The 25,521-nt window shown below is 62.2% G+C and carries 23 protein-coding genes; 11 read left to right on the forward strand and 12 right to left on the reverse strand.

Annotation, left to right across the window (positions count from 1 at the left end; genetic code table 11):
• Nucleotides 1-942: a 1,2-phenylacetyl-CoA epoxidase subunit PaaA gene (gene paaA, locus NATTI_RS0115185; RefSeq protein WP_006090353.1), complete on the reverse strand. Its 942-nt coding sequence runs from the start codon at nucleotides 940-942 to the stop codon at nucleotides 1-3.
• Nucleotides 943-1,042: 100 nt separating this feature from the next.
• Between paaA and NATTI_RS0115190 the strand changes: the two genes are divergently transcribed.
• Together NATTI_RS0115190 and paaI are read left to right on the forward strand one after the other, a co-directional pair.
• Complete coding sequence (locus NATTI_RS0115190; protein WP_006090354.1) at nucleotides 1,043-1,681, forward strand: helix-turn-helix domain-containing protein; 639 nt, start codon at nucleotides 1,043-1,045, stop codon at nucleotides 1,679-1,681.
• 49 nt (nucleotides 1,682-1,730) lie between these two features.
• The gene (gene paaI / locus NATTI_RS0115195) at nucleotides 1,731-2,123 is read left to right on the forward strand and encodes a hydroxyphenylacetyl-CoA thioesterase PaaI (RefSeq protein ID WP_006090355.1); all 393 of its coding nucleotides are present in this window, start codon (nucleotides 1,731-1,733) and stop codon (nucleotides 2,121-2,123) included.
• Between the two features lie 48 nt (nucleotides 2,124-2,171).
• Here the strand turns inward: paaI and NATTI_RS0115200 are convergent, their stop codons facing one another.
• The 4 genes from NATTI_RS0115200 to NATTI_RS0115215 are packed head-to-tail and all read right to left on the reverse strand — an operon-like array spanning nucleotide 2,172 to nucleotide 6,946.
• Nucleotides 2,172-2,894: an ABC transporter ATP-binding protein gene (locus NATTI_RS0115200; protein WP_006090356.1), complete on the reverse strand. Its 723-nt coding sequence runs from the start codon at nucleotides 2,892-2,894 to the stop codon at nucleotides 2,172-2,174.
• Nucleotides 2,891-3,691, reverse strand: coding sequence for an ABC transporter ATP-binding protein (locus NATTI_RS0115205; protein ID WP_006090357.1), 801 nt, complete (start codon nucleotides 3,689-3,691; stop codon nucleotides 2,891-2,893). The genes NATTI_RS0115200 and NATTI_RS0115205 overlap by 4 nt, the downstream gene beginning before the upstream one ends.
• The gene (locus NATTI_RS0115210; RefSeq protein ID WP_006090358.1) at nucleotides 3,691-5,649 is read right to left on the reverse strand and encodes an ABC transporter permease; all 1,959 of its coding nucleotides are present in this window, start codon (nucleotides 5,647-5,649) and stop codon (nucleotides 3,691-3,693) included. The genes NATTI_RS0115205 and NATTI_RS0115210 overlap by 1 nt, the downstream gene beginning before the upstream one ends.
• Nucleotides 5,650-5,680: 31 nt before the next feature.
• Nucleotides 5,681-6,946: an ABC transporter substrate-binding protein gene (locus tag NATTI_RS0115215; protein WP_027119179.1), complete on the reverse strand. Its 1,266-nt coding sequence runs from the start codon at nucleotides 6,944-6,946 to the stop codon at nucleotides 5,681-5,683.
• Between the two features lie 385 nt (nucleotides 6,947-7,331).
• Between NATTI_RS0115215 and NATTI_RS0115220 the strand changes: the two genes are divergently transcribed.
• The 4 genes from NATTI_RS0115220 (at nucleotide 7,332) to NATTI_RS0115240 (ending at nucleotide 11,417) form a co-directional block, all read left to right on the forward strand.
• Nucleotides 7,332-7,727, forward strand: a complete 396-nt coding sequence (locus NATTI_RS0115220; protein WP_006090360.1) for a universal stress protein — start codon at nucleotides 7,332-7,334, stop codon at nucleotides 7,725-7,727.
• 446 nt (nucleotides 7,728-8,173) lie between these two features.
• Entirely contained in the window at nucleotides 8,174-9,460 is a 1,287-nt protein-coding gene (paaK, locus tag NATTI_RS0115230) for a phenylacetate--CoA ligase PaaK (RefSeq protein WP_006090361.1), read from the forward strand.
• Between the two features lie 127 nt (nucleotides 9,461-9,587).
• Nucleotides 9,588-10,046 (forward strand): MaoC family dehydratase, encoded by a 459-nt coding sequence (locus tag NATTI_RS0115235; protein WP_006090362.1) that lies wholly within the window; start codon nucleotides 9,588-9,590, stop codon nucleotides 10,044-10,046.
• Nucleotides 10,047-10,892: 846 nt separating this feature from the next.
• Entirely contained in the window at nucleotides 10,893-11,417 is a 525-nt protein-coding gene (locus NATTI_RS0115240) for a winged helix-turn-helix domain-containing protein (protein WP_006090363.1), read from the forward strand.
• A gap of 65 nt (nucleotides 11,418-11,482) precedes the next feature.
• Here the strand turns inward: NATTI_RS0115240 and NATTI_RS0115245 are convergent, their stop codons facing one another.
• The 3 genes from NATTI_RS0115245 to NATTI_RS0115255 all read right to left on the reverse strand — a co-directional run bounded on the left by NATTI_RS0115245 (nucleotide 11,483) and on the right by NATTI_RS0115255 (nucleotide 16,067).
• Entirely contained in the window at nucleotides 11,483-11,965 is a 483-nt protein-coding gene (locus NATTI_RS0115245) for a PaaI family thioesterase (protein WP_006090364.1), read from the reverse strand.
• Nucleotides 11,966-13,924, reverse strand: a complete 1,959-nt coding sequence (locus NATTI_RS0115250; protein ID WP_006090365.1) for a 3-hydroxyacyl-CoA dehydrogenase/enoyl-CoA hydratase family protein — start codon at nucleotides 13,922-13,924, stop codon at nucleotides 11,966-11,968.
• A gap of 1,033 nt (nucleotides 13,925-14,957) precedes the next feature.
• The gene (locus NATTI_RS0115255; RefSeq protein ID WP_006090367.1) at nucleotides 14,958-16,067 is read right to left on the reverse strand and encodes a phosphotransferase family protein; all 1,110 of its coding nucleotides are present in this window, start codon (nucleotides 16,065-16,067) and stop codon (nucleotides 14,958-14,960) included.
• Nucleotides 16,068-16,585: 518 nt separating this feature from the next.
• On the opposite strand from NATTI_RS0115255, the gene NATTI_RS0115260 reads away from it, so the two are divergent.
• Together NATTI_RS0115260 and NATTI_RS0115265 are read left to right on the forward strand one after the other, a co-directional pair.
• Nucleotides 16,586-17,884, forward strand: a complete 1,299-nt coding sequence (locus NATTI_RS0115260; RefSeq protein ID WP_193787789.1) for an MFS transporter — start codon at nucleotides 16,586-16,588, stop codon at nucleotides 17,882-17,884.
• A 140-nt stretch (nucleotides 17,885-18,024) separates the two neighbouring features.
• Nucleotides 18,025-18,885 (forward strand): M14 family metallopeptidase, encoded by an 861-nt coding sequence (locus tag NATTI_RS0115265; RefSeq protein WP_006090369.1) that lies wholly within the window; start codon nucleotides 18,025-18,027, stop codon nucleotides 18,883-18,885.
• 85 nt (nucleotides 18,886-18,970) lie between these two features.
• Here the strand turns inward: NATTI_RS0115265 and NATTI_RS0115270 are convergent, their stop codons facing one another.
• The 3 genes from NATTI_RS0115270 to NATTI_RS0115280 all read right to left on the reverse strand — a co-directional run bounded on the left by NATTI_RS0115270 (nucleotide 18,971) and on the right by NATTI_RS0115280 (nucleotide 21,646).
• Nucleotides 18,971-19,603, reverse strand: a complete 633-nt coding sequence (locus NATTI_RS0115270; RefSeq protein WP_006090370.1) for a TetR/AcrR family transcriptional regulator — start codon at nucleotides 19,601-19,603, stop codon at nucleotides 18,971-18,973.
• An 88-nt stretch (nucleotides 19,604-19,691) separates the two neighbouring features.
• Nucleotides 19,692-20,432, reverse strand: a complete 741-nt coding sequence (locus NATTI_RS0115275) for an HAD family hydrolase (RefSeq protein ID WP_006090371.1) — start codon at nucleotides 20,430-20,432, stop codon at nucleotides 19,692-19,694.
• Nucleotides 20,429-21,646 (reverse strand): lactate 2-monooxygenase, encoded by a 1,218-nt coding sequence (locus tag NATTI_RS0115280; protein ID WP_019991932.1) that lies wholly within the window; start codon nucleotides 21,644-21,646, stop codon nucleotides 20,429-20,431. The genes NATTI_RS0115275 and NATTI_RS0115280 overlap by 4 nt, the downstream gene beginning before the upstream one ends.
• A gap of 194 nt (nucleotides 21,647-21,840) precedes the next feature.
• On the opposite strand from NATTI_RS0115280, the gene NATTI_RS0115285 reads away from it, so the two are divergent.
• On the forward strand, nucleotides 21,841-22,617 hold the full coding sequence (locus NATTI_RS0115285; RefSeq protein WP_006090373.1) for an SDR family NAD(P)-dependent oxidoreductase: 777 nt from the start codon (nucleotides 21,841-21,843) through the stop codon (nucleotides 22,615-22,617).
• A gap of 93 nt (nucleotides 22,618-22,710) precedes the next feature.
• Nucleotides 22,711-23,715, forward strand: a complete 1,005-nt coding sequence (locus tag NATTI_RS0115290; protein WP_006090374.1) for a TIGR04024 family LLM class F420-dependent oxidoreductase — start codon at nucleotides 22,711-22,713, stop codon at nucleotides 23,713-23,715.
• A 347-nt stretch (nucleotides 23,716-24,062) separates the two neighbouring features.
• Here the strand turns inward: NATTI_RS0115290 and NATTI_RS0115295 are convergent, their stop codons facing one another.
• Nucleotides 24,063-24,296, reverse strand: coding sequence for a hypothetical protein (locus NATTI_RS0115295; protein WP_006090375.1), 234 nt, complete (start codon nucleotides 24,294-24,296; stop codon nucleotides 24,063-24,065).
• 489 nt (nucleotides 24,297-24,785) lie between these two features.
• Here NATTI_RS0115295 and NATTI_RS0115300 point away from each other — a divergent pair, with 489 nt between their 5' ends.
• Complete coding sequence (locus NATTI_RS0115300) at nucleotides 24,786-25,379, forward strand: RNase H family protein (RefSeq protein ID WP_006090376.1); 594 nt, start codon at nucleotides 24,786-24,788, stop codon at nucleotides 25,377-25,379.
• The last annotated feature ends 142 nt before the right edge of the window (nucleotides 25,380-25,521 follow it).

Raw genomic sequence — 25,521 nt, forward strand, 5'->3', positions numbered from 1 at the left:
TTAGTCGGCTGCCTGTGGCGGCTGATTGCCCGAGGGGACGGGACCGCCCTCGATCGTTTCACGAACCCACTCGACGGCCTCCTGTGCGGCCTTGCGGCCGTTGATCTGGCCGAGGCCGGGTTCGTACTCGTTCTTTGCGATCGTGAAGAACTCGTCCCAGTCCAGGTCGCCCTCGACGACCTCGTAGTCGCCGTCGTCGTTCTCGCGGATGCGCGGCTCGTCGGGAATCTCGAGCCCGTACTTCTCGGCTTTCGGGATGTACTGGTTGAGGAAGGCGGTCCGGAGTTCGTCGTTGGACTTCTGTTTCAGCCCGACTTCGGACGCGAAGCCGTGGTGTGTGCTCTTCTCGTCGGTCGGGCCGAAGAACTGGATAATACGGGGCCACCACGTTTCGAAGGCCTCCTGGGTCATCTCCTGTTCGTTCTTCGAGCCGCTCATCAGTTCGGCGAGAATGCTCTCGCCATGTTTGACGTGGAACCCTTCCTCGAAGCACACCTTGTCCATCGCGTGGGCGTAGGGCTCCCAGCTGGTCCGTCGGAGCGTCGCCTGTCGGCGCATCGCCGCACCGTCGACGAAGAAGGCGATCATCGCCGTTTCCGGCCACTTCTCCATCGGATAGTGAAAGCAGTTGAGGAACTTCCCGTCGCCGTTGGCGAGGTCGTCTAACATTTCCTCGCGGCTCTTGACGCCGAGTGACTCCGCGGCCCGGTAGAGCAACTGCCCGTGACCGATCTCGTCTTGGACCTTGGCGGAGAACGCCAGCTTACGGTCGATACTTGGCGCTTCCCGGATGAACGGACGCTCCAGGTACGCGCCCATGATCTCGCTGTTCGCGTGGAACTCGATCATCCGAGTCGCCGCCTTCCGGTACTCCTCGGGCATGTCGTCGGCGGGGCTAAACTCCCGCGGCCCCGCCCGGTCTTTGACTGTGTTCAGGTCCATCGTTTCATCCGAATGAACGCTGTATACACCCTTAGAAATTGACCGCCATATAACGAGGTTTTATATGTTGGTGGCTGGTAACGGAACGCATACGTCCTACATGATCGACGAGTGTCTCGCGGTCGAATTCCGCGTTCGGAACGATGATTGCCCGCTTTCGGAGGCGACGCGAGCGGTCGACGTCGAGATCGGTGCCCAGCCGCCACAACACCGCAGCGACGGCTACGATCTGCTCCAGTTCGGGTCACCGAAGAGCGAGGAACTCACCCGCGTCTTGGACGATGACGACCGAATCTCGTACCTGCACGTCTCGAGGACCGACGGTCGCTACCGGTATCGCTGTCTCTCCAAAGAGCCGTGTGTCGTCCACCGGCTGATCGACGGCGGCCTCATCGTCGAGACGCTGCGATATCGCGACGGCGCGGCGATGATCTTCGGTGCAGTCGTCGGCCGCGATGTCCTCAAAGGCGTCATGGAGGCGGCCGGCGAAACCGTCGGTGTCAAACTCGAGCGCGTGTATCCCCTTCAGTCCGAAGCGAAGGAATCTCCCAGCCATCGGTGGGATCTCACGCCGGCCCAGGAGGAGTGTATCCGCGCGGCCCTCGAACTGGGCTACTTCTCGATTCCGCGGGAGACCTCTTCGGAGGCGGTCGCCGACGAACTCGGGATCAGCAAATCGGCGTTTCTCGAGCGACTCCGTCGCGGCGAGGCGGCGCTGTTCCAGCAACTCTTCAGCTAGCGTGTCGGCTTCAACAGATACTTTTACCCGTAGAGAGGTGTGGTACCGTATGGCAGATACAGACGCCGTTCGCCAGCGCATCGAGAGCGACGCCTACTGTGAGACGCTCGGAATCGACCTCGTTTCCCTCGAGCCCGGAACGGCGCGTACCCGACTCGAAGTCACCGAGGACCTGACGAACTTCCACGGGACGCCACACGGCGGCGCGATCTACTCGCTCGCCGATGCGGCCTTCGCCGCGGCCTCGAACTCCGAGGGAGAGACGGCGGTGGCCCTGGAGACGAATATCTCGTATCTCGAGGCGGTCGAAGTGGGGACCGTGCTGAGCGCTACCGCCGACAAAACGCACGACGGCGGGCGCACGGCCGAGTACGAGGTCGTCGTCACCGACGAGGACGACGAGCGAATCGCGACCTTCCGCGGACGGGTGTACAAGCCGTAGCGTTCCCGACGCACGAGCGCGAAAAACAGACGGCCGCCGTACCGCTTCTTACGCCGTGACGCCGAGATACTTGTCGAGAATTTCCTCGTCGTCTCGGAGCGCTTCCGACGTCCCCTCGTAGACGACCTCGCCCTGGTTGATGACGTAGTTTCGGTCGGCGAGTTCGAGGCAGACGTGGACGTTCTGCTCGACCAGCAAGACGGTGATCCCCCGTTCGTTGAGCTCGGTAATGATGTCCATTACGTCCTGGACGATGTAGGGAGCGAGCCCTTCCGTCGGCTCGTCGAGCAAGACGAGATCCGCGCCGCCGACGAGGGCGCGACCGATCGCGAGCATCTGCTGTTCGCCGCCCGATAGCGACGAACCGGCGTTACTCGCCCGCGCTTGCAAATTCTCGAACATCTCGAGCGCTTCGCCGACCGAGAGCGAGTCGATGTCCGGTGCGCCGCCGTAGTCGGCGAGTTCGAGGTTTTCCCGGACGGTTAGCTCCGGGAAGATCTGGCGCTCCTCCGGGACGAGCGCGAGTCCCTTCTTGGCCGTCTCCGTGGCATCGAGTCCCGAAATGTCCTCGTCACGGTAAGTGATGCGCCCGCTCGTCGGGGTGAGAATACCCATGATCGACCGGAGCGTCGTCGTCTTGCCGGCGCCGTTGCGGCCGACGAGCGAAACGATCTCTCCCTCGCCGACCGTCAGGGAGAGGTCGCGAAGCACTTGCGTCTCGCCGTATCCCGACGTCACCTCGTGGACGGAGAGCAACGGGCCGGCGCTCATTCCATCATCCCCCCGAGATAGGCGTCCTGGACGTCCGAATTCGTGGCGATTTCATCGGGCGTCCCCTCTGCAAGAATTTCTCCACGATTCAACACCGTGATGTGGTCTGAGAGTTCCATAACGAGTTCGATGTCGTGTTCGATGAGCAACAGCGTCTGATCGACCAGCACCTCTTCGATCAGATCGATCGTCTCCTGGGTTTCCTCGACGCTCATGCCCGCCGTCGGTTCGTCGAACAACACGAGATCGGGTTCGGTCGCGAGGACGACACCGATCTCGAGGCGTCGCTTGTCGCCGTAGGGGAGTGCGTCCGCCGTTTCGTCGGCGACGTCTCGAAGTCCGATCCGATCGAGGATGCGATCGGTCCGGTCGTTCATGCTGTCGTACCGTTCGGTCGGTTTGAACAGCGACTGGAGGAAGTTGTACTGGTCGCGGTCGAGCGATTGGGACGCCAACCTGACGTTCTCGCGAACGGTGAGCCCGCCGAAGATATTCGAGATCTGGAACGAGCGTCCGATGCCGCGGCGAACGCGCTCCGACGGCGAGAGGGACGTAATCTCCTCGCCGTCGAAGTACACTGCGCCCTCGGTGGCGGGAAGTGCGCCGGTGATGAGGTTGAACAGCGTCGTCTTCCCGGCGCCGTTCGGGCCGATAATGCTCCGGAACTCGCCGCGTTCGACTGTCAGGTTAATGTGGTCTGTCGCCGTGAACTGTCCGAATTTCTTGACCAACTCTTCCGTCTCGAGAATCGTCTCTCCAGCGGTTCGTTGATTCGTTTCGGTCGTTTCCATAGCCATTAGTCGTCACCCTTAACGCTCGATTCGTCTGACGCCGGCTTCGGACCGGGTCCAGAGCCACCCGACACGTACGGGGCAAGTTGGGCCGGCAGCGAGACCAGCCCGCGCGGGAGGAAGATCACGAACAGGACGAAGATCGTCCCGAGGACCAGCCGCCAGCGGCCAGTAAAGCCGGTGAGGAGTTCCTCGAGGCCGAAGAACACGCCCGCACCGATGATCGGTCCGTACAACGTTCCCATACCGCCGAGGATGACCATCACGATTACCTCACCCGAGTGGAGCCAGTAGGCGAACGACGGCGTCGCGTACCCCGCATTGAGGGTGAAGAGGCCGCCGGCCAGGCCGGCCAGCGCCCCGCTGATCACGAACGCGCGTCGCTTGTAGATGGTCGTCTCGTAGCCGATGAACGTGGATCGCTGTTCGTTCTCCCGAATCGACTTGAGCACGGAGCCGAACGGAGAGTTGAGCATCCGGCGAGTGAGCAGGAACGAGGCGATCAGCGCGCCCAGCGCAATGTAGTAGAACAGCGACTGGCCGGTCAGTGCAACCGGGCCGACGTAGAACCCGATGTCACTGAGACTGAGACCCATTCCGGCGATCCCGTAGTACGTCGAGATGCCGAACAGCCCCTCGGAGCCGCCGGTGATATCGAGCCGATACAGCATGTTGTAGAACAACTCCGCGAACGCGAGCGTGATCATCGCGAAGTAGACGCCGCCGACCCGGATCGACAGGAAGCCGACGAACCACGCGATGGCGGCGGAGATGACGATCGCGAGGGCGATCGCGACGAACGCGGACTGGCTGACGTGCAACAGCGTGATCGCGACGGCGTACGCACCGAGGCCGTAGAACAGCGCGTGACCGAGTGACACCAGTCCCGTATAGCCCATCACGAAGTCCAGACTGAGTGCGAACAGTCCCCAGATGATGATTTCGACCATGAACGTGACGGCGTACGCCGAGTACAGCGTCCCCACGCCAAGTGGCACCAGTGCCAGCAAGGCGATCATGGCGATCCCCAGTCGCTTTCGCGTCTGGGGCTCGAGGAACCCGCCCGACCCGGTCAGTAGCTCGCCGCCTTCCTCTTCCGTTTCGACGCCGAACAGTCCGCGTGGCCGGAGGAGAAGGACGGCGATCATCAGCAGGAAGATCACCGTCCCCTCGAAGATCGGGGCGTAGTGCCGCAGGAGCGTCTGGATGATACCCACGAGCAGTCCACCGACGACGGCTCCTTTGAAGCTGCCGAGGCCGCCGAGGACGACGATGACGAATGCCGGGATGATGACCGACATCCCCATTTCGGGGCTGACGCTCTGATAGCCGCCGAGGATGATCCCGGCGACGGCGGCGAGCGCCGCACCCATACCGAACACGAGCGAGTAGTACCGGTCGATGTCGATGCCGAGGTTGCGGACCATCTGTCGGTCCTGCGAGCCGGCGCGGATTATCAGTCCGTACTTCGTGTACTCGAGCATCGCCCAGACGGCAAACGCCATCGCGCCGCCGAAGACGATGATGAACATGTTGTACACGCTGGCGTTGATCCCGATCACGTTGATCGTTCCCGTGAGGAGCTCTGGCACCGGGAGGCTGACGCTCCCTGGCCCCCAGACCAGGTATATCAGGTCATTTATTACGAGCACCAAACCGAACGTGAGCAGGATGTGATACAACGGGTTTCGGCCGTACAAGGGTCGCACCGTGTATCGTTCGATTGCGACACCGATGATACCGACGAGCAGCGGCGCGATGAACAGGGCGGCGAAAAACGCCGTCCCGCCGAACGGAACGACCAGTGCCAGTGCGAAGTACGCCCCCAGCGCGAACAGTTCTCCGTGGGCGAAATTGATGACGTGCATGACGCCGAAGATCACGGAAAGGCCAGCGGCTAACAGCACGTAGACCACGCCGATCGTCAACCCGTCGACGAGCGGTTGTAAGAATGCAGTAATCATTGGTTATCGAGACTGATTATCGATATCCGTATTACAGCTCACAGCCGGTATCCTCACAGTCGGGTGCAGCTTCTTCCCCGGATAGTTCCTCGAGGAGTTCGACGTCGGCGAGCTCTCCCGAATCCGGTTCGACACACTCGCCCATCCAGACCGGGTTCATCGCCTGTTGGTCACACTCCCGGAACTCGTTCGGACCGAAGATCGTGTCGTGTTCCATGCCCGAGAGCGTCTCGGCGACCGTCGACGGATTCCGCGATCCAGCCTCGCGAATGCCGTTCGCAACCATCCGGATCGACTCGTAGCCGACGCGCGAGAAGTTGTCCGGCGGGTCCTCGTACTCGGCTTCGTAGGCCTCGACGAACTCCTGGTTGTCGCCGGTTTCGATCTCTGGAAGGTACCGAACGCCGCTGTAGGTGTTGTACGCCCCGTCTCCAGCCCCTGCTCGAACGGCCCGGAACGAACCGGTCGTCGTCACGATCGGAATCTCGTCCTGTAGTCCGCGTGCACCTGCCTGCGAGAGGAAGATCCCGAGGTCAGCCCCCGTCATCCCGACGACCAGCGCGTCGGCCTCGTCGCTAACGTCCGCGATCTGGCTGATGAACGCCTCGAAATCCGTCGATCCCGGATCGGACCGCGTGATACCGACCTGCTCGTAATCGTCGCTGATCGACTCCATCCGCGTTTCGACCTCGTTTAACACCGACTCCCCGTACGCGTAGTCGGCGATGTGGTAGACGATCTGATCGCCTAACTCGTCGGCGGTCCACTGAGCCATCACTTCCGCGATCTGTGCCGTGCTCGTCTCGAATCGGAACACATACTCGTTACAGTTTGCCCCCGTAATCGAGGTGTCCGCCGCCCCCGGCGTGTAGACGACCTCGTTCTCGAGTGCGAAGTCGTTGATCGCGAGCGCGGCCGAACTCGAAATACATCCCGTGATGAACTGTGCGCCGTCGGATTGGACCGCCTGTTCGGCCCGCTGGCTCGCCGTTGCCGGATCGAGTTGCGTATCGTAGTCGTCGTACTCGATCGTAAAGTCGTACTCGTCGCTTTCGTTGATCTGTTCAATTGCGAGTTCGGTTCCCTGGTGTCGTTCTTCGGCGAGGTCGCTGAACTCCCCCGTGAACGGCTCGAGGACCCCGAATTGCACCGTATCGAAATCTTCGTCGTCCCCATTTTCCATCTCGTCCGGATCGCCGACACAGCCGGCTAACCCGGTTATTCCGGCAACGCTACCGGCGGTAATTGCCTTGAGAACATCACGTCTACGCCCCTGTGACCTGCCACCTCGAGTCATACCTTCTGTAGATTACACCCGACCATAAAAATCGACCCCATTTTATGGCGGTTTTATAAGCAAATGTCGGCAATATGCGGTTCTCCTATCGAGATACAGATGTTCGGTCTATCGGTTCGCCACGATACCGTCAGCCACTCAAACATGACAGCTGACCGTGCTCGCGTGCGTTTGGCGGGCAGGTCCGGTTCGCGAGCGGCGGCCTGTTTTTCACAACGATCGGTTAGATGGCTCGCACGAGTGTACCCTCGGCAGTCCGCGAACGTTGACGTTCGCTTTCGCGTACACTCACGCCCGCCGATGTGCGGCACCGATACCGCTGGACCGGTCCAGTGTATGGGAACGAGACCGGAACATTATGTGAGATGCACACAATTACCGTTCTATGTATCGGATACTGGTCGGGGTCGAAACCGACGAAGACCGGGCGATGGCACAGGCGTCGATGATCGAATCGCTTCCAGGGGCGAGCGACGAGGTTACGGCAATACTCGTGCACGTGTTCCAGGACAACCCCGAAGGGCGCTCGACACCACAACTCGACGGCGTTCGCCACGCGGCCGCGGCGTTCGACGAACACGGTATCGACTACGAGTACTACGAAGCGAGCGGCGAACCGGCACCGGAGTTGATCGCGGCAGCCGACGAACTGGACGTCGACATGCTCTGTCTCTCCGGGCGCAAACGGTCGCCGACGGGAAAAGTCGTCTTCGGAAGCGTCACCCAATCGGTTATCCTCGGAACCGATAGGCCCGTTGTCACCGTCAGCCCGGACGAGTAAGACATCGACTGGGCACCTCGAGCACCGACGACCGCGGCCGTTTCGTTCTCGAGCCACCTGCGCTTCGGCCGTTTATAAATGCCGCAAATACACGGATCAGTCGTGATGTGGTTTCGACACCGCCGTCGGGTGTGATCGCTCATGGCGACCGACACCTGCTCCGCGTGGGATCCGGCGAACTGTACGGAAATCGAGGGTTGTCCACCCCGTTGCCCCCGGTTTATCGATAAGCGCGGCGACCCCTGATACGCGTCGGTGTAAAGCGAAATTCTCCGACCGATACCGCTTCGGTTGGGTTCAGACGGCGAGATACCGATGTTCGTGCATCCTCACGGAACCGACAGCGAGCGCTCGATCGGCCGCGTTCTATCACACCACCTGTCAATCAGGGTCGTGTGTGCATACCCCATGATTTTTATCGAGGCGCTCCGGATTGTCGAGTGAGGATGAGTTATAAGCAGATAGAGACAGCCCCTCGAACGGAGATTCGGGAGCTGCAGAACCAACGACTCCGTGAAACGGTGCGCCACGCTTACGAGAACGTCGACTACTACCGCGAGGAACTCGACGCGGCGGGTATCGAACCAGAGGACGTGCAGACGGTTGACGATATTAATAAGCTACCGTTTACCACGAAAGAGGATTTCCGTGCCGAGTACCCCGATGGCCTGTTCGCCGTCGACGACGACGAACTCCGGCGAATCCACGCCTCTTCGGGAACAACCGGGAAACCAAAGATCGTTTCCTACACCGAGGGCGACCTGGACGTATGGAGCGAAGTCGTCGCCCGCTGTCTCGCCGCGTCTGGAGTCGAACCGGGGGATACCGTCCAGAACGGCTACGGCTACGGCCTGTTCACAGGCGGTCTCGGGCTCCACTACGGGATCGAAGAGCTCGGTGCGACGGTGATTCCGATCGGCGGCGGGCAGACCCAACGGCAGGTGGAGTTGTTGCAGGACTTAGAGAGCGATGTCCTCACCTGTACGCCGTCGTACTCGCTGTACCTCGCGGAGACGGCCGCGGAGATGGGAATCGACATCAAAGAACTCCCGGTGTCGACGGTGATCTTCGGTGCGGAACCCTGTACCGATCCGATGCGCGAGGAGATCGAGGAGCGACTCGATGTGACCGGAATCGACATCTACGGACTCTCGGAGATCATCGGCCCCGGGGTCTCCAACGAGTGCCACGAAGCCCAGGACGGCCTGCACATTTGGGAGGACCACTTCTATCCCGAAGTGGTCGACCCCCAGACGGGCGAGCCGCTCCCGGAGGGCGAGGAAGGCGAACTCGTGTTGACCACGCTCACGAAAGAGGCGCTGCCAGCGCTCCGATACCGCACCGGCGACCTCACGACGCTGACCTACGACGAGTGTGAGTGCGGGCGAACGATGGTGCGGATGGACAACGTCACCGGCCGCGCCGACGACCTGCTGATCGTCCGCGGCGTCAACTTCTACCCCAGCGAGATCGAGGACGTGGTCCTCGAGTTCGATGCGGTCGCCCCCTACTACCGGATCGACCTCGATCGCGAGAACAACCTGGACACCCTCGAGCTCACGATCGAACTCGAACCCGAGTTCGATGGCGACGTCGAAGACCTCCGCGATCGAATCCTCACTCGCCTGTCGAACGTCCTCTCGTTTACGCCGGACGAGTTGGATATCGTCGATCCGGATAGCATTGAACGGACAGAAGTCGGGAAGGTAAAACGCGTCTACGACCACCGGTAGTCGCGACGACGGTCGGAGAGTGGTGTCCGCTGCCGGTTCGAACGGAGACGCGTCATCAATCCTGCGCCGGATCTCCGATTTCCTTCGCCGAAGTAAACTATTTGTACCGTGATTGGGATGACCACATATGGCATACAGCTACGAGCCACACCACTTCGAAGACTTCGAAGCGGGACAGGAGTTCAAGAGCGTCGGCCGAACCGTCACCGAGTCCGACTTCGTTATGCACTCGGCGCTAGCCGGCGACTGGACCGAACTGCACACCAACAAGGAGTACGCGGAAGAGGGTCCCTTCGACGGCCGAATCGCCCACGGACCGATGACGTTCGTCCACGCGACCGGCTTCGTCTACCGGTCCGGTATCGTCGAGCGCACGGCGTACGCGTTCCTCGGCATGAACTACATGGATCTCCCGAATCCGGTGTATATTGGGGATACGATCTCGCTCGAGATGGAGGTCAGCGAGACGAAAGACGTCGACCACGACGATGCGGGAATCGTCGTCCTCGACACCGAAATGACGAATCAGGATGATACCGTCGTCTTCCAGGGCGATATGAAGTTCCTCATCAAACGAAAGGAGTAACACACGTCGCGTGGCCGACGAGACCGTGCGGTCACGATCCGGGAGAGCCATCGGTATGGTCTGCCCGACTGTGACAGCCTCCTCGCCCTTTCCGGGCAGACTTTCGCCTCGTACTTCCGTGACGACTGTTCGCAGCCGACGATTTCGCGATCGGTTCGGTTGGACGGGTGGGCACTCGAGGCAGTTTCGTCGGGTAAGCAACGCGGATACCGTCTCGCTTCCCGGGTAGCATCTCCTGGCAGACATTCAGCACGAACCGACTCCCGGAAACTCATTTGATGACAGTGCTATCTACGGCTATCAAAAGAAAATAATACTTCGTTATCTGGGAGCTTTGGCGATAATCCTCGAGGGGCGGTTTTGAAAAGCCACATGCAACTTCGAATTGTTTAGAATCAGTGAGAATAACCGAACAAGTTGTAGATAGCACTCCGCCATCTTGACATCTGTGTCTACAAAACTATAGTGGGGGATCTCAGAGTGATTCCGTCACGTCCCGTTTAGATCACATATATCGAAACCATACCGCTATGTTGTATGGTTCCGGATGGGGCGAGTACGAGATGTAAGAAAAATCGAGAAATGGAGAAATACCAGTTTTCTCAAAGTATGAGGAACCATACAGAATCTGAACATATATTTCTCACAACTATTCTGCGAGAGTGTGGTGGCGAAGGGTCCGACCTACACCTCGAAATCCATCCAAAACAACTTTACAATGGAAATCCAATCTGGGATGTGACACGGGTAGAACCACGACCGGGACCGGCCGCCCGCAGCGATCGGTTCTCCGACGGTCCGGACTGAACGAACGCAAACTCATAGATTACAGATGGAGACGATAGCATGACCGACGACGAATCGCCGAACTGGGACTTCAAAGACCGCGATATCGCCATTTTGTGTGAGCTCTCGGACGATCCACAGCTCTCCTCGCGGGAGCTGACGAGCGTGCTCAAGTCCGAGTACGATATCGACGTCTCACACGTTACCGTTAGCGAATCGATCCGCCGAATGCGCGACGAAGGCGTCTTTCGTGAGGCGATTATCCCCAACGAAGAGTATTATACCTTCGCGCTGTTCGAGTTCAAGTTCAACACCGAACACTTCGCCGACAGCTGGCGAGACGCGATGACGCACATCAAAGAAGACAAGCACACCCTGTTTTTCTTCCTCTCCGACGGGGAGTATCAGTGGAAGACCGTCATGATGTTCCGCAGCTCCGAAGAGATTTCGAAGTGGATCCACAACTGCTACAAGGAACACGGCGACGTGATCGCGAATATCCGAAACTCGTCGGTCCACAACGTGCTGAAATTCCGGACGGACCCGCGAATCTACGAGGATCTGCGGGAGGAACAGTACGAGTAGGATTCGACCGTCGCGCTCGAGCACCGTCTCCGAAACGGTACGCCCGAGACCCGAACCCGAGTCGATTACGTCTCGTTCTCGCCCACGTCCGTGTCCCGAAACAGCCGATACGTGGTCCGACCGACGGCTGCCTCGCCGTCGGAACCGGTGACGGAGACCTCCGTGACACCGGTCGTCCCGCCGGCTCGTACTACGGACGCTTCGGCGCGGAGATTACCCGTCGCCGGGCGGAGATACGAGACGTTGAGGTCGGTCGTCGTCAGGCGCGCCTGACTCGGCACCTCGAAGGTCGTCCGCAGTGCAAACGCGCTGGCGGTATCGATCAGGGTCGCGACGATGCCGCCGTGGACCGGATCGTAGCCGTCGTTTCCGACCGGATTCTCGAACTCTTCGTCGTGGTCGATGGTCAGGACGGCCGTCCCGTCCTCGAGTTGGTCGACACTGATGTCGAGCCACGACAGATAGCCGTGGCGCTCGACGAACGACGCCCACTCGGGCCAGTCGGTCGATGGATCCGGTTTCGGCTCCGGTTCAGGTTCCGGCGACATCTACTCGCCTTCGAACTCGGGCTCGCGATCCTCGGCGAATGCCATGGTCCCCTCGAGTACGTCGTCCGTGCTGGTCAAGAGCCCGAAGCCCTGGCTCTCCATGGTCAGGGCGGCCTCGAGGCTCGCGTCTTCGCCCTCGTTCATGACCTTCTTGGCAACTTCGAGGCCGATCGGCGGGCCGTTACGGAGGTCGTCGACGAACTCGTCGACGGTGTCCTCGAACGCCTCGCGATCGACGGATCGGTTGATCAGGCCCCAGTCTTCGGCGCGGTCGGCGTCGATGTGTTCGCCGCGGAAGACCATCTCTTTCGCGCGAGTTTCGCCGAGAACGCGGAGGAGTCGTTGCGTACCGCCGCCGCCGGGGATCAGGCCGAGATTGATCTCTGGAGCACCGAACTCCGAGCGCTCGGTTGCGAGTCGCAGATCGCAGGCCAGTGCGAGTTCGAGTCCGGCACCGAGACAGTAGCCGTCGACTTTCGCGACGACGGGCCGCGGGAAGTCGTTGACCGTCTCGAAGGCCGGCGTGACGTCCATCAGGTCGGTCGGTTCGACGCCGCTAAAGCCGGAGATATCCGCCCCGGCGCTGAACGCGCGGTCGCCCGCCCCCTCGATTACCGCACACCGAACCTCGTCGGTGTCGACCGACGAGAACAGGTCGTCGATTTCCTTGAGCAGGTCGCCCGAGAGGGCGTTCATGCGAGACGGCCGGTCGAGTTCGACTCGCAACACGCCGTCCTCGAGTTCCGCGTTGAGGTCGTGATAGGAGTCGAGTCCGCCGTCGTCGCCGTCGTACTCGTAGAAGCCTTCGCCGGCCTCCTCGCCGGTCTTGCCCTCCTCGACGAGTTCCTCGAGGTACGGGTGTGGCTCGAAGCGGTCGGAGCCGGTCTCCTCGTACAGGGTCTCGAGCTTCTCGAGAACCTTGTCGAGACCGATCTTATCGGCCCGGCGACAGATCCCTTCGGGGAAGCCCAGACCGAGTTGGACGCCGGTGTCAACTTCTTCGGGTTTGGCGACGCCCTCGCCGACGAGGAAGGCCGCGCGGTTGATCATGCGAGCCTCGACGCGCAGCCAGTCGAAGTCGCCCTCGTCGTCGGGCTGGTAGTCTGCGCCGTCGCCGTCCTCGTAGTCGTAAAAGCCCTTGCCGGTCTTCTGGCCGAGTTCCTCGGCTTCGACCTTCTCCTCCGTGATCGGCGGGATCGGGCTGCCACCCTCCTTGCGGACGTGATAGCCGACGTCGATGCCAGTCAGGTCGCCGAGTTCGAACGGCCCCATCGGGTAGCCGCGCTCGTGGGCCATGGTGGCGTCGGCCTCCCGAATCGTCGCCTCGCCCTCCGAGACCATGAACGCGGGTTCGCCGCCGAAGGGGCCGACGATGGTGTTGACGACGAAGCCGCGGACGTCCTTGCGGACGTAGATCGGCGTCTTGTCGATCGACTCGACCCACTCGTAGCCGGCTTCGGCCGCCTCGTCGCTGGTGTCTTCGCCGTAGATGACCTCGACGAGGTCCATCTTGACCGGCGGGTTGAAGAAGTGCAGGCCGAGCACGCGCTCGGACGTGTCGACGACCTCAGCGATGTCCGAAATCGGCAGGCTCGAGGTGTTCGTCGCGAGCAGCGTCTCCTCGTCGCAGTACTCCTCGAGATCGCTGAAGATGTCGTGTTTCAGGTCGAGGTTCTCGGGCGCGGCCTCGATGACGAGGTCGGCGTCGGCGACGGCCTCCTCGAGGTCGGTCGTCGTCTCGATCCGGCCGAGAACCTCGTCGGCGGATTCGTCGATCAGGTCCTTCTCCTCGAGTTTCTCGAGGCTCCAGGCGATCGATTCGTAGCCGTCCTCGACGAACTCGTCTTTGATGTCGCGCATCGTGACATCGTAGCCGGCCATCGCGGTCACTTCGGTGATCCCGTGTCCCATGTTGCCCGCGCCCAGCACGGCGACGCGGTCGATGCTGTCCAGTGACATGGTCGTGTGATCTACCGGAATCGTCTTAATACCACCGACAGCGAATTAGCAATGTTAAGCACGTTGTTTCCGGTTGTTCCGTGCGTATGGTGTTTCGATGTTGGGGTGAACTTCGGTAACGGTGACTCGAGTCTATTCCCCAATATTGTAACGGATGCTAATCAGAATGAGCGGACTCTGGTAGGATGGACGGAATGGTATTGACATCCTGTACATGTCGAGTGCTGAAAGTCGCTCTGCGGTGGCACGCGCTGTCGGCTGCCGAACGAAAGTGAGGGCAGCCGGCGATATCACGTGAGGTGAGGAGTGGACGGGGAAAGACGACCCGTATGCGAGCGAGTCGTCTGGGGAGGACGTGGAAGTCCCTGAGTTCTCCTCACTACAGAAAACGTGGAGTCATGTCTTATCTTTTTCTCGGTGTTGCTGGATGTTCCACTTCCAAATATACCACGTAGGAACCCCAATTATCAGGAGGCCCATGATAGTGTAAACGGCCATTGCAAGGGTTTCCATCATTGTATCACTACTACCGCAACACTCCAATGAGTTTTTCTGATAGGATTTTTAGCTTGTATCCCCAGTAACAAGACGCGCTAACGTACCCGGCAGGGAATCATTGGTCAGTATGCATGTGTAGCGAGCAGTAGTTTCGTGGAATCAGGCGTCTAAAGAAGGGGATTTCAACAGAGCCAACCTGGCCGCTAGGGACTGCCACGCCCTCCCCAACCGATATCTTCTCACGGGCGCTGCGGGACGGCTCTGCCGTCGTCTCACGGGTGCCACGCACCCGTTCGACTGCTCGCGGAACTGAAGGTTCCGCGCTCGTCCCGACAGCCGCGACGCATAGCGCCGCGCACTGCCCGTTCGAATGGTCCGCCGAACCGTTGGTTCCGCGCTACGCTCGTTTCACTCGCTCGTCCCTCGCAATTCGAACCGCGACGGGGTCGCGGTTCAGCGCGCCAACAGCCTTCGCTGCGACCGCTCGAGCAGAGTCGGCCGTAAAAAGAAAGCCAGGTCTTCGCTCGAAAGCCCGTTAGAGCGGCTCGTCGCCGTCGATGATCCGCTTCGCGCGATCGGCCAGCGCCGGAACCCGTTCTTCCATCTTTGGGTACATCGGGTTGTCGCTGTTGCCCTCGAGATACCGTCGGAAGAACATCTCGCCGAGACCGGCCAGCTTGTAGACGGCGAGCGTGCGGTAGAACCGCTCGTGTTCGAACTCGAGCCCGGTGAGGTCCTCCCAGCGGGAAACGAGTTCGGGTCGGCTGGAGTACCCCTTCCGCTCCATGAATCGGGTGGTGAGTTCGGGGATCGACGGCTCGGGATCCTTCGCGTCGCGCCAGTAGGAGAGCATCCAGCCCAGATCGGCGCGCGGGTCGCCGAGGGTGGACATCTCCCAGTCGAAGACGGCGATCAGTTCGGGCAGCTGCTCGCGGGCATCGCCCGCTCGCCCGTTCGGGGACGCGTTGCGTCCCCCGCCCGGCGCGAACATGACGTTGTCGAGTTTGTAGTCGCCGTGGACGAGCGTGTGTGGGTGGTCCTCGGGGACGTTGTCCCTGAGCCAGTCGCCGACCTCGTAGAGGACGGGTACCTCCCGTTCGTCTTCGGTGACCTCGAACGCCCACGACAGCTGTTTGCTCCAGCGGTCGACCTGGCGCTGGGTGTAGCCGGCTGGCCGGCCGAACTCGCCGAGACCGATCTCCTCGTAATCGAGTCGGTGGATCTTCGCGAGCGTGTCGACGAGTTCCTCGCCGATCCGTTCGCGCTGCTCGGGTTCGGCGAACCGCTCCGGTTCGTCCTCCCGGAGCACGTCGCCCTCGAGTCGATCCATGACGTAGAAGTCGCTGCCGATGATGTCGTGGTCCTCGCAGGCGAGTACCGGGGTGGGTACCGGGACATCGGTGTCGGCGACCGCATTCATTACGCTGTACTCCCGGATGACGTCGTGGGCCGTGTCGGCAGTCTCACCCGGCGGCGGCCGGCGGATGACCAGTTCGCGGTCACCCCACGTGACGAACAGCGTTTCGTTCGAATGCCCTTCCTGATGCCGCTCGACGTCGTAGTCGTCCGCCTCTCCGAGGTGCTTCTCGAGGTACGCGGCGAGTGCGTCCTCGTCGACGAGACGTTCGTAGTAGTTCTCGCTCATAGTGGCTGGTGAACTCCGTCCGATCGGACGACTGCAGTGTCGTCTCTCGAACGCTGGTTCGTACTGATGGTGTACGGTACCATTACTTCTCTGCTTAACGAAAGTAGTTTCGGGTGTAATTGAGTCTAACATCGTTGGGGTGTTGGGCGATGCCACTTTTCTCGTACGAGTTGGATCTATCGCACTGATGCTTCGCCGTCCCCGAGTGGACCGCGACACGTCGGGCAGGCGCGCACACTTCGGCTTCAGGGACGGCCCGTGGTCAAAACCCTGGTCGCTTCGACGGGTCGATCGAACGGGTGGTCACTGCGTACGCTGCACACGGCCATCGTTATCCCAAACCCTTTTGAGCGGAACTGACTAACTGGTTAGTCAAGTGACGAAGAAACGCAGCGACGGTCCCAGCAACTCGAGACCGACCGATCGTCGAGGTCTCGCCAACCGATCGAACGAAACCGACGGGCGCGGGTCGTAGCGTCGTGGGCTCGAAGAATCCCGTTCGACGACTGCGAGACGCCGTGAGCGGCGCGGAGACGAGCCGTTCCATCGTGATCGGCGCGGTCATCCTGAGTACGTTCTTCGTCGGCTTTGGCGGCGGCGTGATCTTCCCGATCCTGCCGAACCTCGGCATCGTCCTCGGCATCTCGCCGTTTCTCGTCGGCATCATCCTCAGCGCGAACCGCTTCTCGCGACTGTTCGCGAACGCGCCGGCCGGCGTGCTCGTCGACCGTGTCGGCACGCGCAAACCGTTCGTCGCCGGGATGATCGTCCAGTCAGTCGCGACGTTCGGCTACGTCGTCGCCATGATCTCGGCACGGCCCGAGTTGTGGTTCCTCCCGGATATTCCCGCGGCGTGGTTCCTCGGCTCGAGGATCATCTGGGGGGTCGGAAGTGCAGCCGTCTTCGCGACCGCGTACACGATCGCGTCCGACGTCAGCGACGGGAGTTCGCGGGGCGCGAACATGGGGCTCATCCGCGGCGGCGTCCTTTTCGGATTCCCCTGTGGCGTCGTCATCGGCGGGCTCATTAGCGAGCTCTCGGGAACGGTCTCGGCGTTCGTCGTCGCGACCCTGTTCGCCGTCCTCGCGAGCGTGATCGCCTACGCGACGATCCCGGAGACCCATATCGAGGGCGACGAACACCGGTCGGTCTCGGTGTGGGACGTCGACACGAGCGTCCCCGCCCTCACGGTCGGGCTGGTGAACTTCGCGGTGCTGTTCGCCTACATCGGTGCGCTGTTCGCGACGCTCGTCCTCTTTCTCGACCACAACGATCTCGGCGTCTTCGGCTTCGACGCGCAGGCCTCGTCGGGGATCTTCATGGCCGTCACGGTCGTCGCCGCCGGCATCTTCATGTTCCTCGGCGGCTACGTCAGTGACCGAACGGGGTCGCGGATCCCGACGCTGCTGGTGTTCCTCGGAACGTCCTTTGTCGGCTTCGTCATGCTCGCGATGGCCGGTTCGGTCGCCAGCCTCGCGGTCGCCTGCCTGTTGATCGGCGCCGGTCAGGGCGGGACGAGCGGCCCGCTGATGGCGTTGCTCGCCGACCTCACCCCAGACGAGCGGATGGGGCGTGCGGTCGGGACGAACAACGTCCTCGGCGACATCGGCGGCGGACTCGGCCCGATCATCTCCCTCCCGCTCGTCGAACTGTTCGGCTTCTGGCCGATTTACGTCGCCTGTGCGATACTCCCCATCATCGCCGGCGCGATCTTGCTCGGCGGTGTCTATCGGGAAACGGGCCGGTTCCTCCCGAGCCTACAGGCGCTCGAGGAGTCGGCGCGCGCGTCTAGCGGAACGTCCGAGCACGCCGATTGATCGTCTCGAGTGGTCAGTGGACGTGGCGGGCATCGCCATCTTTACGCGCTCGAACACCGCGCGAACTCGCCGTGGGTCTTCCCGACAGCCGCAAGCATCGCCGTCTTTGCCGAATGCCAACTACTGTGGCTGACACCAGTATGAACACCACAGACGAGGAGTTCGGTCCGCTCGACGTGACTATCCGGGGTCCGGGGGAGCCCGAGGTCGTGGTCGTCGCCGGCGTCCACGGCGACGAGATGAGCGGAATCCGCGCAGTGCGCCGCCTGCGCGAGGCCGACCTCAACCTGCAGCGTGGCGTCGCGTTCGTCCTCGCTAATCCGGCCGCCATCGAGGCCGGCGAACGCTACCTCGACTCGGATCTCAACCGCGTGTTCCCCGGCGATTCGGACGGCGACCGTGAGCAACGGATCGCCGCCAGACTCTGCGAGTTCGTCGACGGCCGGACGACGCTCTCGCTGCACGGCACCGAGGCCGAACCTACGCCGTTCGCACTGATACACAGCGGTCAGGAACGCGAGTTCGAACTCGCCTCGGAACTCCCCGTTCCGTACGTCGTCGATCACTGGGGAGTCAACGAGCACACGATCACGACGTGTGGCTTCACGGTTGAGATCGAACTCGCCGCAGAGAATTCCGAGGACGTAGCCGATTCGGCCGAGTTCCAGGCCCGCGCGTTCCTCCAGCGGGTGGACGCACTTCCCGGAGATCCACCGGAGGCCGATCCCGACTTCTTCCACATGGGCGAGCCCGTTCCGAAGCCCGACGGGGAGTCATACGAGTTACACGTCGAGAATTTCGAACGGGTTCCGGAGGGAATCGTCTATGCGACCGTCGACGGAGCAGCGCTGACCGCGGACGAGCCGTTTTGGCCGATAATCATGTCCGACGAGGGAGCCGAAGATATCTTCGGCTACCGGGGCCAGAAGATCGGCGAATCCCTCGAAGACGTCACGGAGACGTGGATCGGTGAGAACCGAGAACCGCGTGCGTCCGAGTAGCGCTGACGAATTGATGCAACCCGACTCGACGGAACGTACTGAACCGGGGATCGGCGTCCGGCACGCCGAACCACCCTACCGCTCCTCAATGAGTGTCGCCCGTCGAACCGGACCGATAGAGCCACTCGCGAAGGATCGCGTCGAGGCTCGCTCGAGTGATCTCCGCGATGTCGTCGCGCTCGAGAGTCACCTGATAGATCCGCCCGCCGTTGATGCTGGCCAGCAGCAGCGTCGCGACCTGCTCCGGATCAACGTCGCGGAAGACGCCCTGTTCGATCCCCTCTTCGACGATCGCGATCACGGTCGCCTCGACCGTCTCGTAGTTGCGGCTCAACTGTCGGCAGAACTCGTCGTTGTGCGGGGCCTCCGTGCGAACCTCGAGCATCGCGGTCGTCAGTTCCCAGTGGTCGAACGTCCCTCGCTCGGGCGGGCCGAACAGCAGCGTGTCGATCAGCGCCTCGAGGCGCTCGTCAGGGTCGCCGCGGCCCTCGACGGCGATGTTCTGCTCGAACGCCGAGAGCAGATACTCGAGAAACGCGACGAGCAGGGCTTCCTTGGTGTCGTAGTGGTAGTGGAGGACGCCTTTCGTCTTGTCGAACTCGTCGGCGATCGCCTGCATCGTCAGGTTCGCATAGCCGTGTTTGCACAGCGCACGATACGTGGCCCGCATGATCGCCTCCTCGGTGTCGACGGGCTCGCCGTCGGCGTTGGCCCCCATACTATCTCTTCCGTCGCAAAATATCCAAAAAAGGGTTTGGGTATCGGTCGACGTCGTCTCGAATCGAATGCTGTGCCGAGTCCGCTCCTCAGCCGTCCGACTGTTCGCGTTCGACGATCTCGAGCACCTCCTCGAGCGACTCGATTCGATAGGCGGCGGCTGGACCGTCCTCGGCACCGAACGCGACCCCGTTGATCTCCATCTCGTCGGCCCCCTTCACGTCGTGGTCGTAGCGGTCGCCGATCATCAGCGATCGCTCGGGGTCGGCGTCGGCCTTCTCGAGTGCGGTCTCGAACATCGCGGGATCGGGTTTCGTTCGACCCACCTCCTCGGAGGTGGTGATCGAGTCGAACGCCTCGCGAACGCCGAAAGCCTCGAGCATCTCCTTGCCCGCGTCGTCGTCCACGTCGCTCACCACTCCGACGTGGATGTCGCGCCGAGCGAGTTCGCGAATCGTCTCGACCGCGCCCGGAATCGGTTCGATCGACGACTCCACATGTCGCTCGAAATCGGGCTCCCACCGCTCGCGGGGGAGGTCCTCGCCGACGAGCGCCTCGACACCCACCGCGTAGGCCTCGCGGGCCGACTGGAACTCGGTGCCCTCGCGCTCGCGGAAGTGGTCTCCGACGGCCGTCCGCCACGCGTCGATGGCCTCCTCGACCGATAGCTCGAGGTCGTGTTCTTCGACCAACTCCTCGACGAACGCGGCGTGGGCGGCCTGGACGGACTCGAGTTCGAGGATGACGCCGCCGATGTCCCAGAAGACGGCGTCCCACGCCGTAGAACATCCATCAGTTTCACTGCCCCCGTCTCGGCCGTCGCTACTCACCGTTCTGCCCTCCGTACCTTCGACCGATCGACCTCGTCGATGCTTGCACAGCCCGAGAGCCCGACCGTCAGATCGACGTCGGCCAGCAGGTTCTCGAGAACCGCCCGAACACCGTCCTCGCCGCCGATGCCCAGTCCCAGAGCGTACGGCCGGCCCAGCAACACCGCGTCGGCACCGAGTGCGACGGCGCGGAAGACGTCGCTTCCGCGGCGAATCCCGCTGTCGAAGAGGACGGGGACGTCTTCGTCTTCGTCGGTCGCGTCGTCGACGGCGTCGACCACGTCCGGCAGCGCCTCGAGCGCGGGAATCGCGCCATCGACCTGCCGTCCGCCGTGATTCGAGACGATCAGCCCGTCGACGCCGCGTTCGACGGCCTCACGGGCGTCCTCGGGATGAAGGATGCCCTTGACGAGGACCGGCAGGTCGGTCTGCTCGTCCAGCCACTCGAGGTCGTTCCAGGTGAGCGAGGCGTCGCCGAAACACTCGCTCCAGGATTCGATCGACGCCTCGGGGTCGGCCCACGGATCGTCGCCCTCGAGTCGCTCGCAGAAGGCCGGATCCTCGAAGTAGTTTTTGAGGCCCTGGCCCTGCAGGAAGGGGAGGTAACCGAGTTCGATGTCGCGCTCGCGCCAGCCCATCTTCGGCGTGTCGAGAGTGACGACGACGGCCTCGTAGCCGGCGCCTTCGGCGCGCTCGAGGAAACTCGCAGCGACATCTCGGTCGGAGCTCCAGTAGAGCTGGAACCAGCCCGGACTGTCGCCGAGTTCGTCGGCGACCTCCTCGAAGGTGTAGGAGGAGACCGAACTGAGGACCATCGGGATCCCGAACTCGCTGGCCGCGCGGGCGACGGCGAGTTCGGCCTCGCCGTGGAGAATGCCCTGAACACCGATCGGCGCGAGCATGATCGGGGCCGGATACTCGCGGTCGAAGAGTTCGATCGAGAGGTCGCGACTCGAGACGTCCCGCATCATCCGGGGAACGATCTGCCAGTCGTCGAAGGCTCGGTCGTTGGCTCGCACTGTCGATTCCGAGCCGGCCCCGCCGGCGACGTAGGCGAACGCCTCGTCGCTCAGTTCCTCGTGGGCGCATTCGACCAACTCCTCGTAGGCGACCGGGAACTCGGGGGGTTGGCCCTCGAGCATACCCTTGCGATACACGTCCTGTTGTCGCTTCGGTCCGTACTGTGGGGTGTCTTTTGGGGTGTCGTCTGTCATAGATACTCCGGCGACGGGCAGTCAGTGCCGATAGTCGGTGCGAGCCCATCGCTGTCCGTGTGTCTGTGCCACCGATTGCCACTCACTTAATCCTACGCTCTTCGGTATCGACGGTCATCTTTATTAACAGTGTCTTCATATGCTCGAATGGATCTAACAATGGTAACCTATCACCAGTTCGCGGGTGACCGCGTATGAGCACCGAGCAGTTTAGCGTCGACGGCGATGTCGCCATTATCACTGGCTCCTCGAGCGGCATCGGCCGCGGAATCGCCGAACGCTTCGCCGCCGACGGCGTCGATGTCGTCGTCTGTTCGCGCGAACAGGAGAACGTCGACCCCGTCGCGGAGGAGATCAACGCGAGCGACAGCCCCGGCGAGGCGCTGGCGATCGAGTGCGACGTGACCGACCGCGAGGCCGTCGAGGCGCTCATCGAGGCCACCGTCGAGGAGTTCGGCGGGCTAGACGTGCTGGTCAACAACGCCGGCGCGTCGTTCATGGCCGACTTCGACGATGTCTCGGAGAACGGCTGGAAAACCATCGTCGACATCAACCTCCACGGAACGTACAACTGTACGCACGCGGCCGCTGACCACCTCAAGGACGGCGGTGGCTCCGTCGTCAACTTCGCGAGCGTCGCCGGCCAGCGCGGCTCGCCGCTGATGAGCCCGTACGGGGCCTCCAAGGCGGGTGTCATCAACCTCACCACGACGGTCTCCTACGAGTGGGCCGACGAGGGGGTCCGCGTCAACTGCATCGCGCCCGGCTTCGTCGCCACGCCCGGCGTCGAGAGCCAGATGGGCGTCTCAGCGGACAATATCGATCGCGAAGAAGTCGCCCGGCGGATCGGCACCGTCGAGGAGATCGCCGACGTGACGCAGTTCCTCGCCAGCCCCGCCTCGTCCTACGTCGTCGGTGAGACGATCACCGTTCAGGGCGTCCCGCAGATCAGCGAAGATCACGAGGTCTGAGCTATTTGCGGAGTCTCGAGCCCGAAACAACGCTCGTTCCGTCGCCACCGGTTCCCATACACCCAAAAGGCCGCGTTTCGTCTATGAAAGACGATGACAGACAGAGACGTTCACCTTCCGGTCGCGGCCCAACCGACTGTCGACTCGATCGTCGACTACACCACATTGGCGGAGGAGGGCGGCTACGACTGCGCCTGGCTCCCCGAGACGTGGGGCCGCGACGGCGTGGTCGTCCTGACCGCGATGGCCGAACGGACCGAGTCGATCGATATCGGCTCGAGCATCCTCAACACCTATTCGCGCTCGCCGGCCCTGCTGGGCCAGACGGCGGCGACGATGCAGGAGGTTTCCGACGGCCGGTTCCGCCTCGGCCTCGGCCCCAGCGGCCCCGTCGTGATCGAGAACTGGCACGGGATGGAGTACGGCAACCCGCTCCGGCGAACCCGCGAAACCGTCGAGATCGTTCGCGAAGTGCTCTCCGGAGAGCCGGTCAACTACGACGGCGACGACTTCCAGCTCTCGGGCTTCCGACTGCGCTGTGAGGCCCCGAAGCCGTCCCCGCCGATCGAGGTGACCGGGATGGGGCCGAAAGCCGTCGAACTCGCCGGTCGATTCGCCGACGGCTGGCACGGCATCATGCTCACTCCCGAGGGGATGGACGACCGCCTCGAGGACATCGAACGCGGCGCGGAACTCGGCGACCGAGACCCCGACGACGTCCACGTCACCACCGGCGTGACCTGCTGTGCGCTCGAGGACGCTGAGCGTGCACGCAAACTCACGCGCCAGCACATCGGCTTCTACATCGGCGGGATGGGCACGTTCTACCGCGACGCCTTAGAGCGCCAGGGCTACGAGGAGGCTCCCGAGATCCACGACGCGTGGCAGGACGGCGACCGAGAGCGCGCGCTCGAACTGGTCGACGAGAGCATCCTCGACGATCTCTGTGCCTTCGGGACGCCCGAAGAGACGCGCGAGCAACTCGAGGCCTACGAGGCCGTCGAGGGGCTCGATTCCATCGCGATCAGTTTCCCGCGTGGGGCTGACGAAGACACAGTCAAGCAGACGATGGAGGCCGTCGCACCCGACGCGTCCTAACGGCGGAGTTGGATCGCACGACTGCCTTCGTTGGTGGGCAGTTCGGACGGAAGACAGTTCGAGCAGACTAGAAACGGGTCAATTCGAGCAGTTATTCGACCCGCTTTTCGACAGAATCAAAATACGCAACTCCGTCCGGAACGTTTGCCCCGTAGAATGTCACGCATATCCGATTGCAGTACGGCGTTGCGATCGGTGTGTGACTCGTTTCAGTGGCACCATCGTCGCCAGGCCCGGAAACTCACTGCAATGCCCCACCAAAACGTTGTGTCGCCGTCTCGACTGTGATCTGTAAGCAAAGGGCATCCGGGCTGTCAGTCGGCCCTCGATCGGATTCGGGAGGAGAATCAGCGGAGTTTGTGATATGCGAACACAGCAACAAAAGCCACGTAGCACACGATAGCCGCGGTCATGATCCACGCCAAGATCGTGTCAAGCAGGGCGACCAACCCGGCGATCGGCTCTAGCACTGACGGGAGATTGGCGGCAGCATTCGACTCCATGATGTCCGAGAGGTCCGTGAACACGTACGCGAGTGCGAGCAACGGCGGACCGAGGGCAATAGCCCCCAGAGTCGCCATATCTCCGATCCGTTCCCGCCAGCCACGTTTCGGCGAGTGGTTTCGACGTTGCGTCAGCGTCGAGTCGGCACTCTGTTGCTGGTAATGGGTCGTGTCCGGTCCACAGTCCGCACAGGATTCGTCACTCGATATTCGGAACTCCCTCGAATTCTCGAGCCGTATGTAGAGGATTCATTAGTTAATTTCCGTAAATTAATCACTTTAAGGTATCGGCTACCCGTCGCGGGCAGTCTCTGGTGACATCCTCCGCGAGTTAAAGGGCACGGCTTCCCGTACCACAGGTGGGATATGTGTCGGCCTTCGACACGACTTGTTCCCCTCGAACATCTCGAGGAGCCAGCTTATCCAAAACGGCCACCCACCGGGCCACCTGAAGGGATTATCCCGCTCGAGGGCCGAGGTCCGATATGGAGTGGTGCGACAAGTCAACGAGATCACCCGGGAACGAGAGTTTGCGTTCCTGGAACCAAAGCTCGAGGGGACAAATGCGTGACTGACGACGCGCTTCCGGCCGAACACCGCTCGCCGCTGGCCACGCTCGTCGACGAGGTGCTCGCGGGCGTCGGCTACGAGGTCGCGGCTGCCACCGACGCCGTCGACGACGCCGTCCCCGGCTACGGCGGCCTCTTCGATCCCGAAACCACCCCGGACGAACTGCGTCGCGCACTCGAGAGCCTCCTGGAGTCGGGACTCAGTCGGCCACCCGTCCCCGAACCGACGAGCGACGCGTTCGTCCTCTACGTGGACGGTAGTTCACGCGGCAACCCCGGCCCTGCAGGGGCGGGCGCTGTCATCGCGGACGCTGCGGGGGACCAGCTCGCCCGTCTCGGCCGACCGGTCGGCTCCCGGACGGGGAACAATACCGCCGAGTACGTCGCCCTCCAACTCGGGCTCGCCGAGCTGTTGGCTCGGTACGAGCCACGCAGGGTAGAGGTCCGCATCGATTCGATGACGGTCATCCGAGACGTCTGGGGTGGCGACGACCCGACGGAGCCGGCGTCGAGAGGTACAGCGAGGCCGTTACGACGGCACTCTCGAGCATTCCGGACCATCAGTACACGCATCTGGCCGACAGCGACCTGAACCCCGCCGACGCGTTGGCGACGGTGGGTGCCGATATCGCGGCCTTCGGACCCTGATAATTGGTGAACGCGGTATTCGCTCGAGGAGTGAATGAAACAAGGAAGCGCTGCTCTCGTGGCTACGAGGAATTGCCACGCCCTCC

This window comes from Natronorubrum tibetense GA33 (genome assembly GCF_000383975.1).
In the GTDB taxonomy this organism is placed as follows: Archaea; Halobacteriota; Halobacteria; order Halobacteriales; family Natrialbaceae; genus Natronorubrum; species Natronorubrum tibetense.

Coding starts and splice junctions, on each gene's coding strand:
- NATTI_RS0115285 (WP_006090373.1), top strand. CDS start 21,841: ATGAGCACCGAGCAGTTTAGCGTCGACGGCGATGTCGCCATTATCACT.
- paaI (WP_006090355.1), top strand. CDS start 1,731: ATGGCAGATACAGACGCCGTTCGCCAGCGCATCGAGAGCGACGCCTAC.
- NATTI_RS0115295 (WP_006090375.1), bottom strand. CDS start 24,296: ATGGCGACTCTGGGGGCTATTGCCCTCGGTCCGCCGTTGCTCGCACTC.
- NATTI_RS0115280 (WP_019991932.1), bottom strand. CDS start 21,646: ATGACAGACGACACCCCAAAAGACACCCCACAGTACGGACCGAAGCGA.
- NATTI_RS0115250 (WP_006090365.1), bottom strand. CDS start 13,924: ATGTCACTGGACAGCATCGACCGCGTCGCCGTGCTGGGCGCGGGCAAC.
- NATTI_RS0115200 (WP_006090356.1), bottom strand. CDS start 2,894: ATGAGCGCCGGCCCGTTGCTCTCCGTCCACGAGGTGACGTCGGGATAC.
- NATTI_RS0115265 (WP_006090369.1), top strand. CDS start 18,025: ATGAACACCACAGACGAGGAGTTCGGTCCGCTCGACGTGACTATCCGG.
- NATTI_RS0115220 (WP_006090360.1), top strand. CDS start 7,332: ATGTATCGGATACTGGTCGGGGTCGAAACCGACGAAGACCGGGCGATG.
- NATTI_RS0115205 (WP_006090357.1), bottom strand. CDS start 3,691: ATGGCTATGGAAACGACCGAAACGAATCAACGAACCGCTGGAGAGACG.
- paaK (WP_006090361.1), top strand. CDS start 8,174: ATGAGTTATAAGCAGATAGAGACAGCCCCTCGAACGGAGATTCGGGAG.
- NATTI_RS0115245 (WP_006090364.1), bottom strand. CDS start 11,965: ATGTCGCCGGAACCTGAACCGGAGCCGAAACCGGATCCATCGACCGAC.
- NATTI_RS0115235 (WP_006090362.1), top strand. CDS start 9,588: ATGGCATACAGCTACGAGCCACACCACTTCGAAGACTTCGAAGCGGGA.
- NATTI_RS0115210 (WP_006090358.1), bottom strand. CDS start 5,649: ATGATTACTGCATTCTTACAACCGCTCGTCGACGGGTTGACGATCGGC.
- paaA (WP_006090353.1), bottom strand. CDS start 942: ATGGACCTGAACACAGTCAAAGACCGGGCGGGGCCGCGGGAGTTTAGC.
- NATTI_RS0115255 (WP_006090367.1), bottom strand. CDS start 16,067: ATGAGCGAGAACTACTACGAACGTCTCGTCGACGAGGACGCACTCGCC.
- NATTI_RS0115270 (WP_006090370.1), bottom strand. CDS start 19,603: ATGGGGGCCAACGCCGACGGCGAGCCCGTCGACACCGAGGAGGCGATC.
- NATTI_RS0115190 (WP_006090354.1), top strand. CDS start 1,043: ATGATCGACGAGTGTCTCGCGGTCGAATTCCGCGTTCGGAACGATGAT.
- NATTI_RS0115215 (WP_027119179.1), bottom strand. CDS start 6,946: ATGACTCGAGGTGGCAGGTCACAGGGGCGTAGACGTGATGTTCTCAAG.
- NATTI_RS0115290 (WP_006090374.1), top strand. CDS start 22,711: ATGACAGACAGAGACGTTCACCTTCCGGTCGCGGCCCAACCGACTGTC.
- NATTI_RS0115240 (WP_006090363.1), top strand. CDS start 10,893: ATGACCGACGACGAATCGCCGAACTGGGACTTCAAAGACCGCGATATC.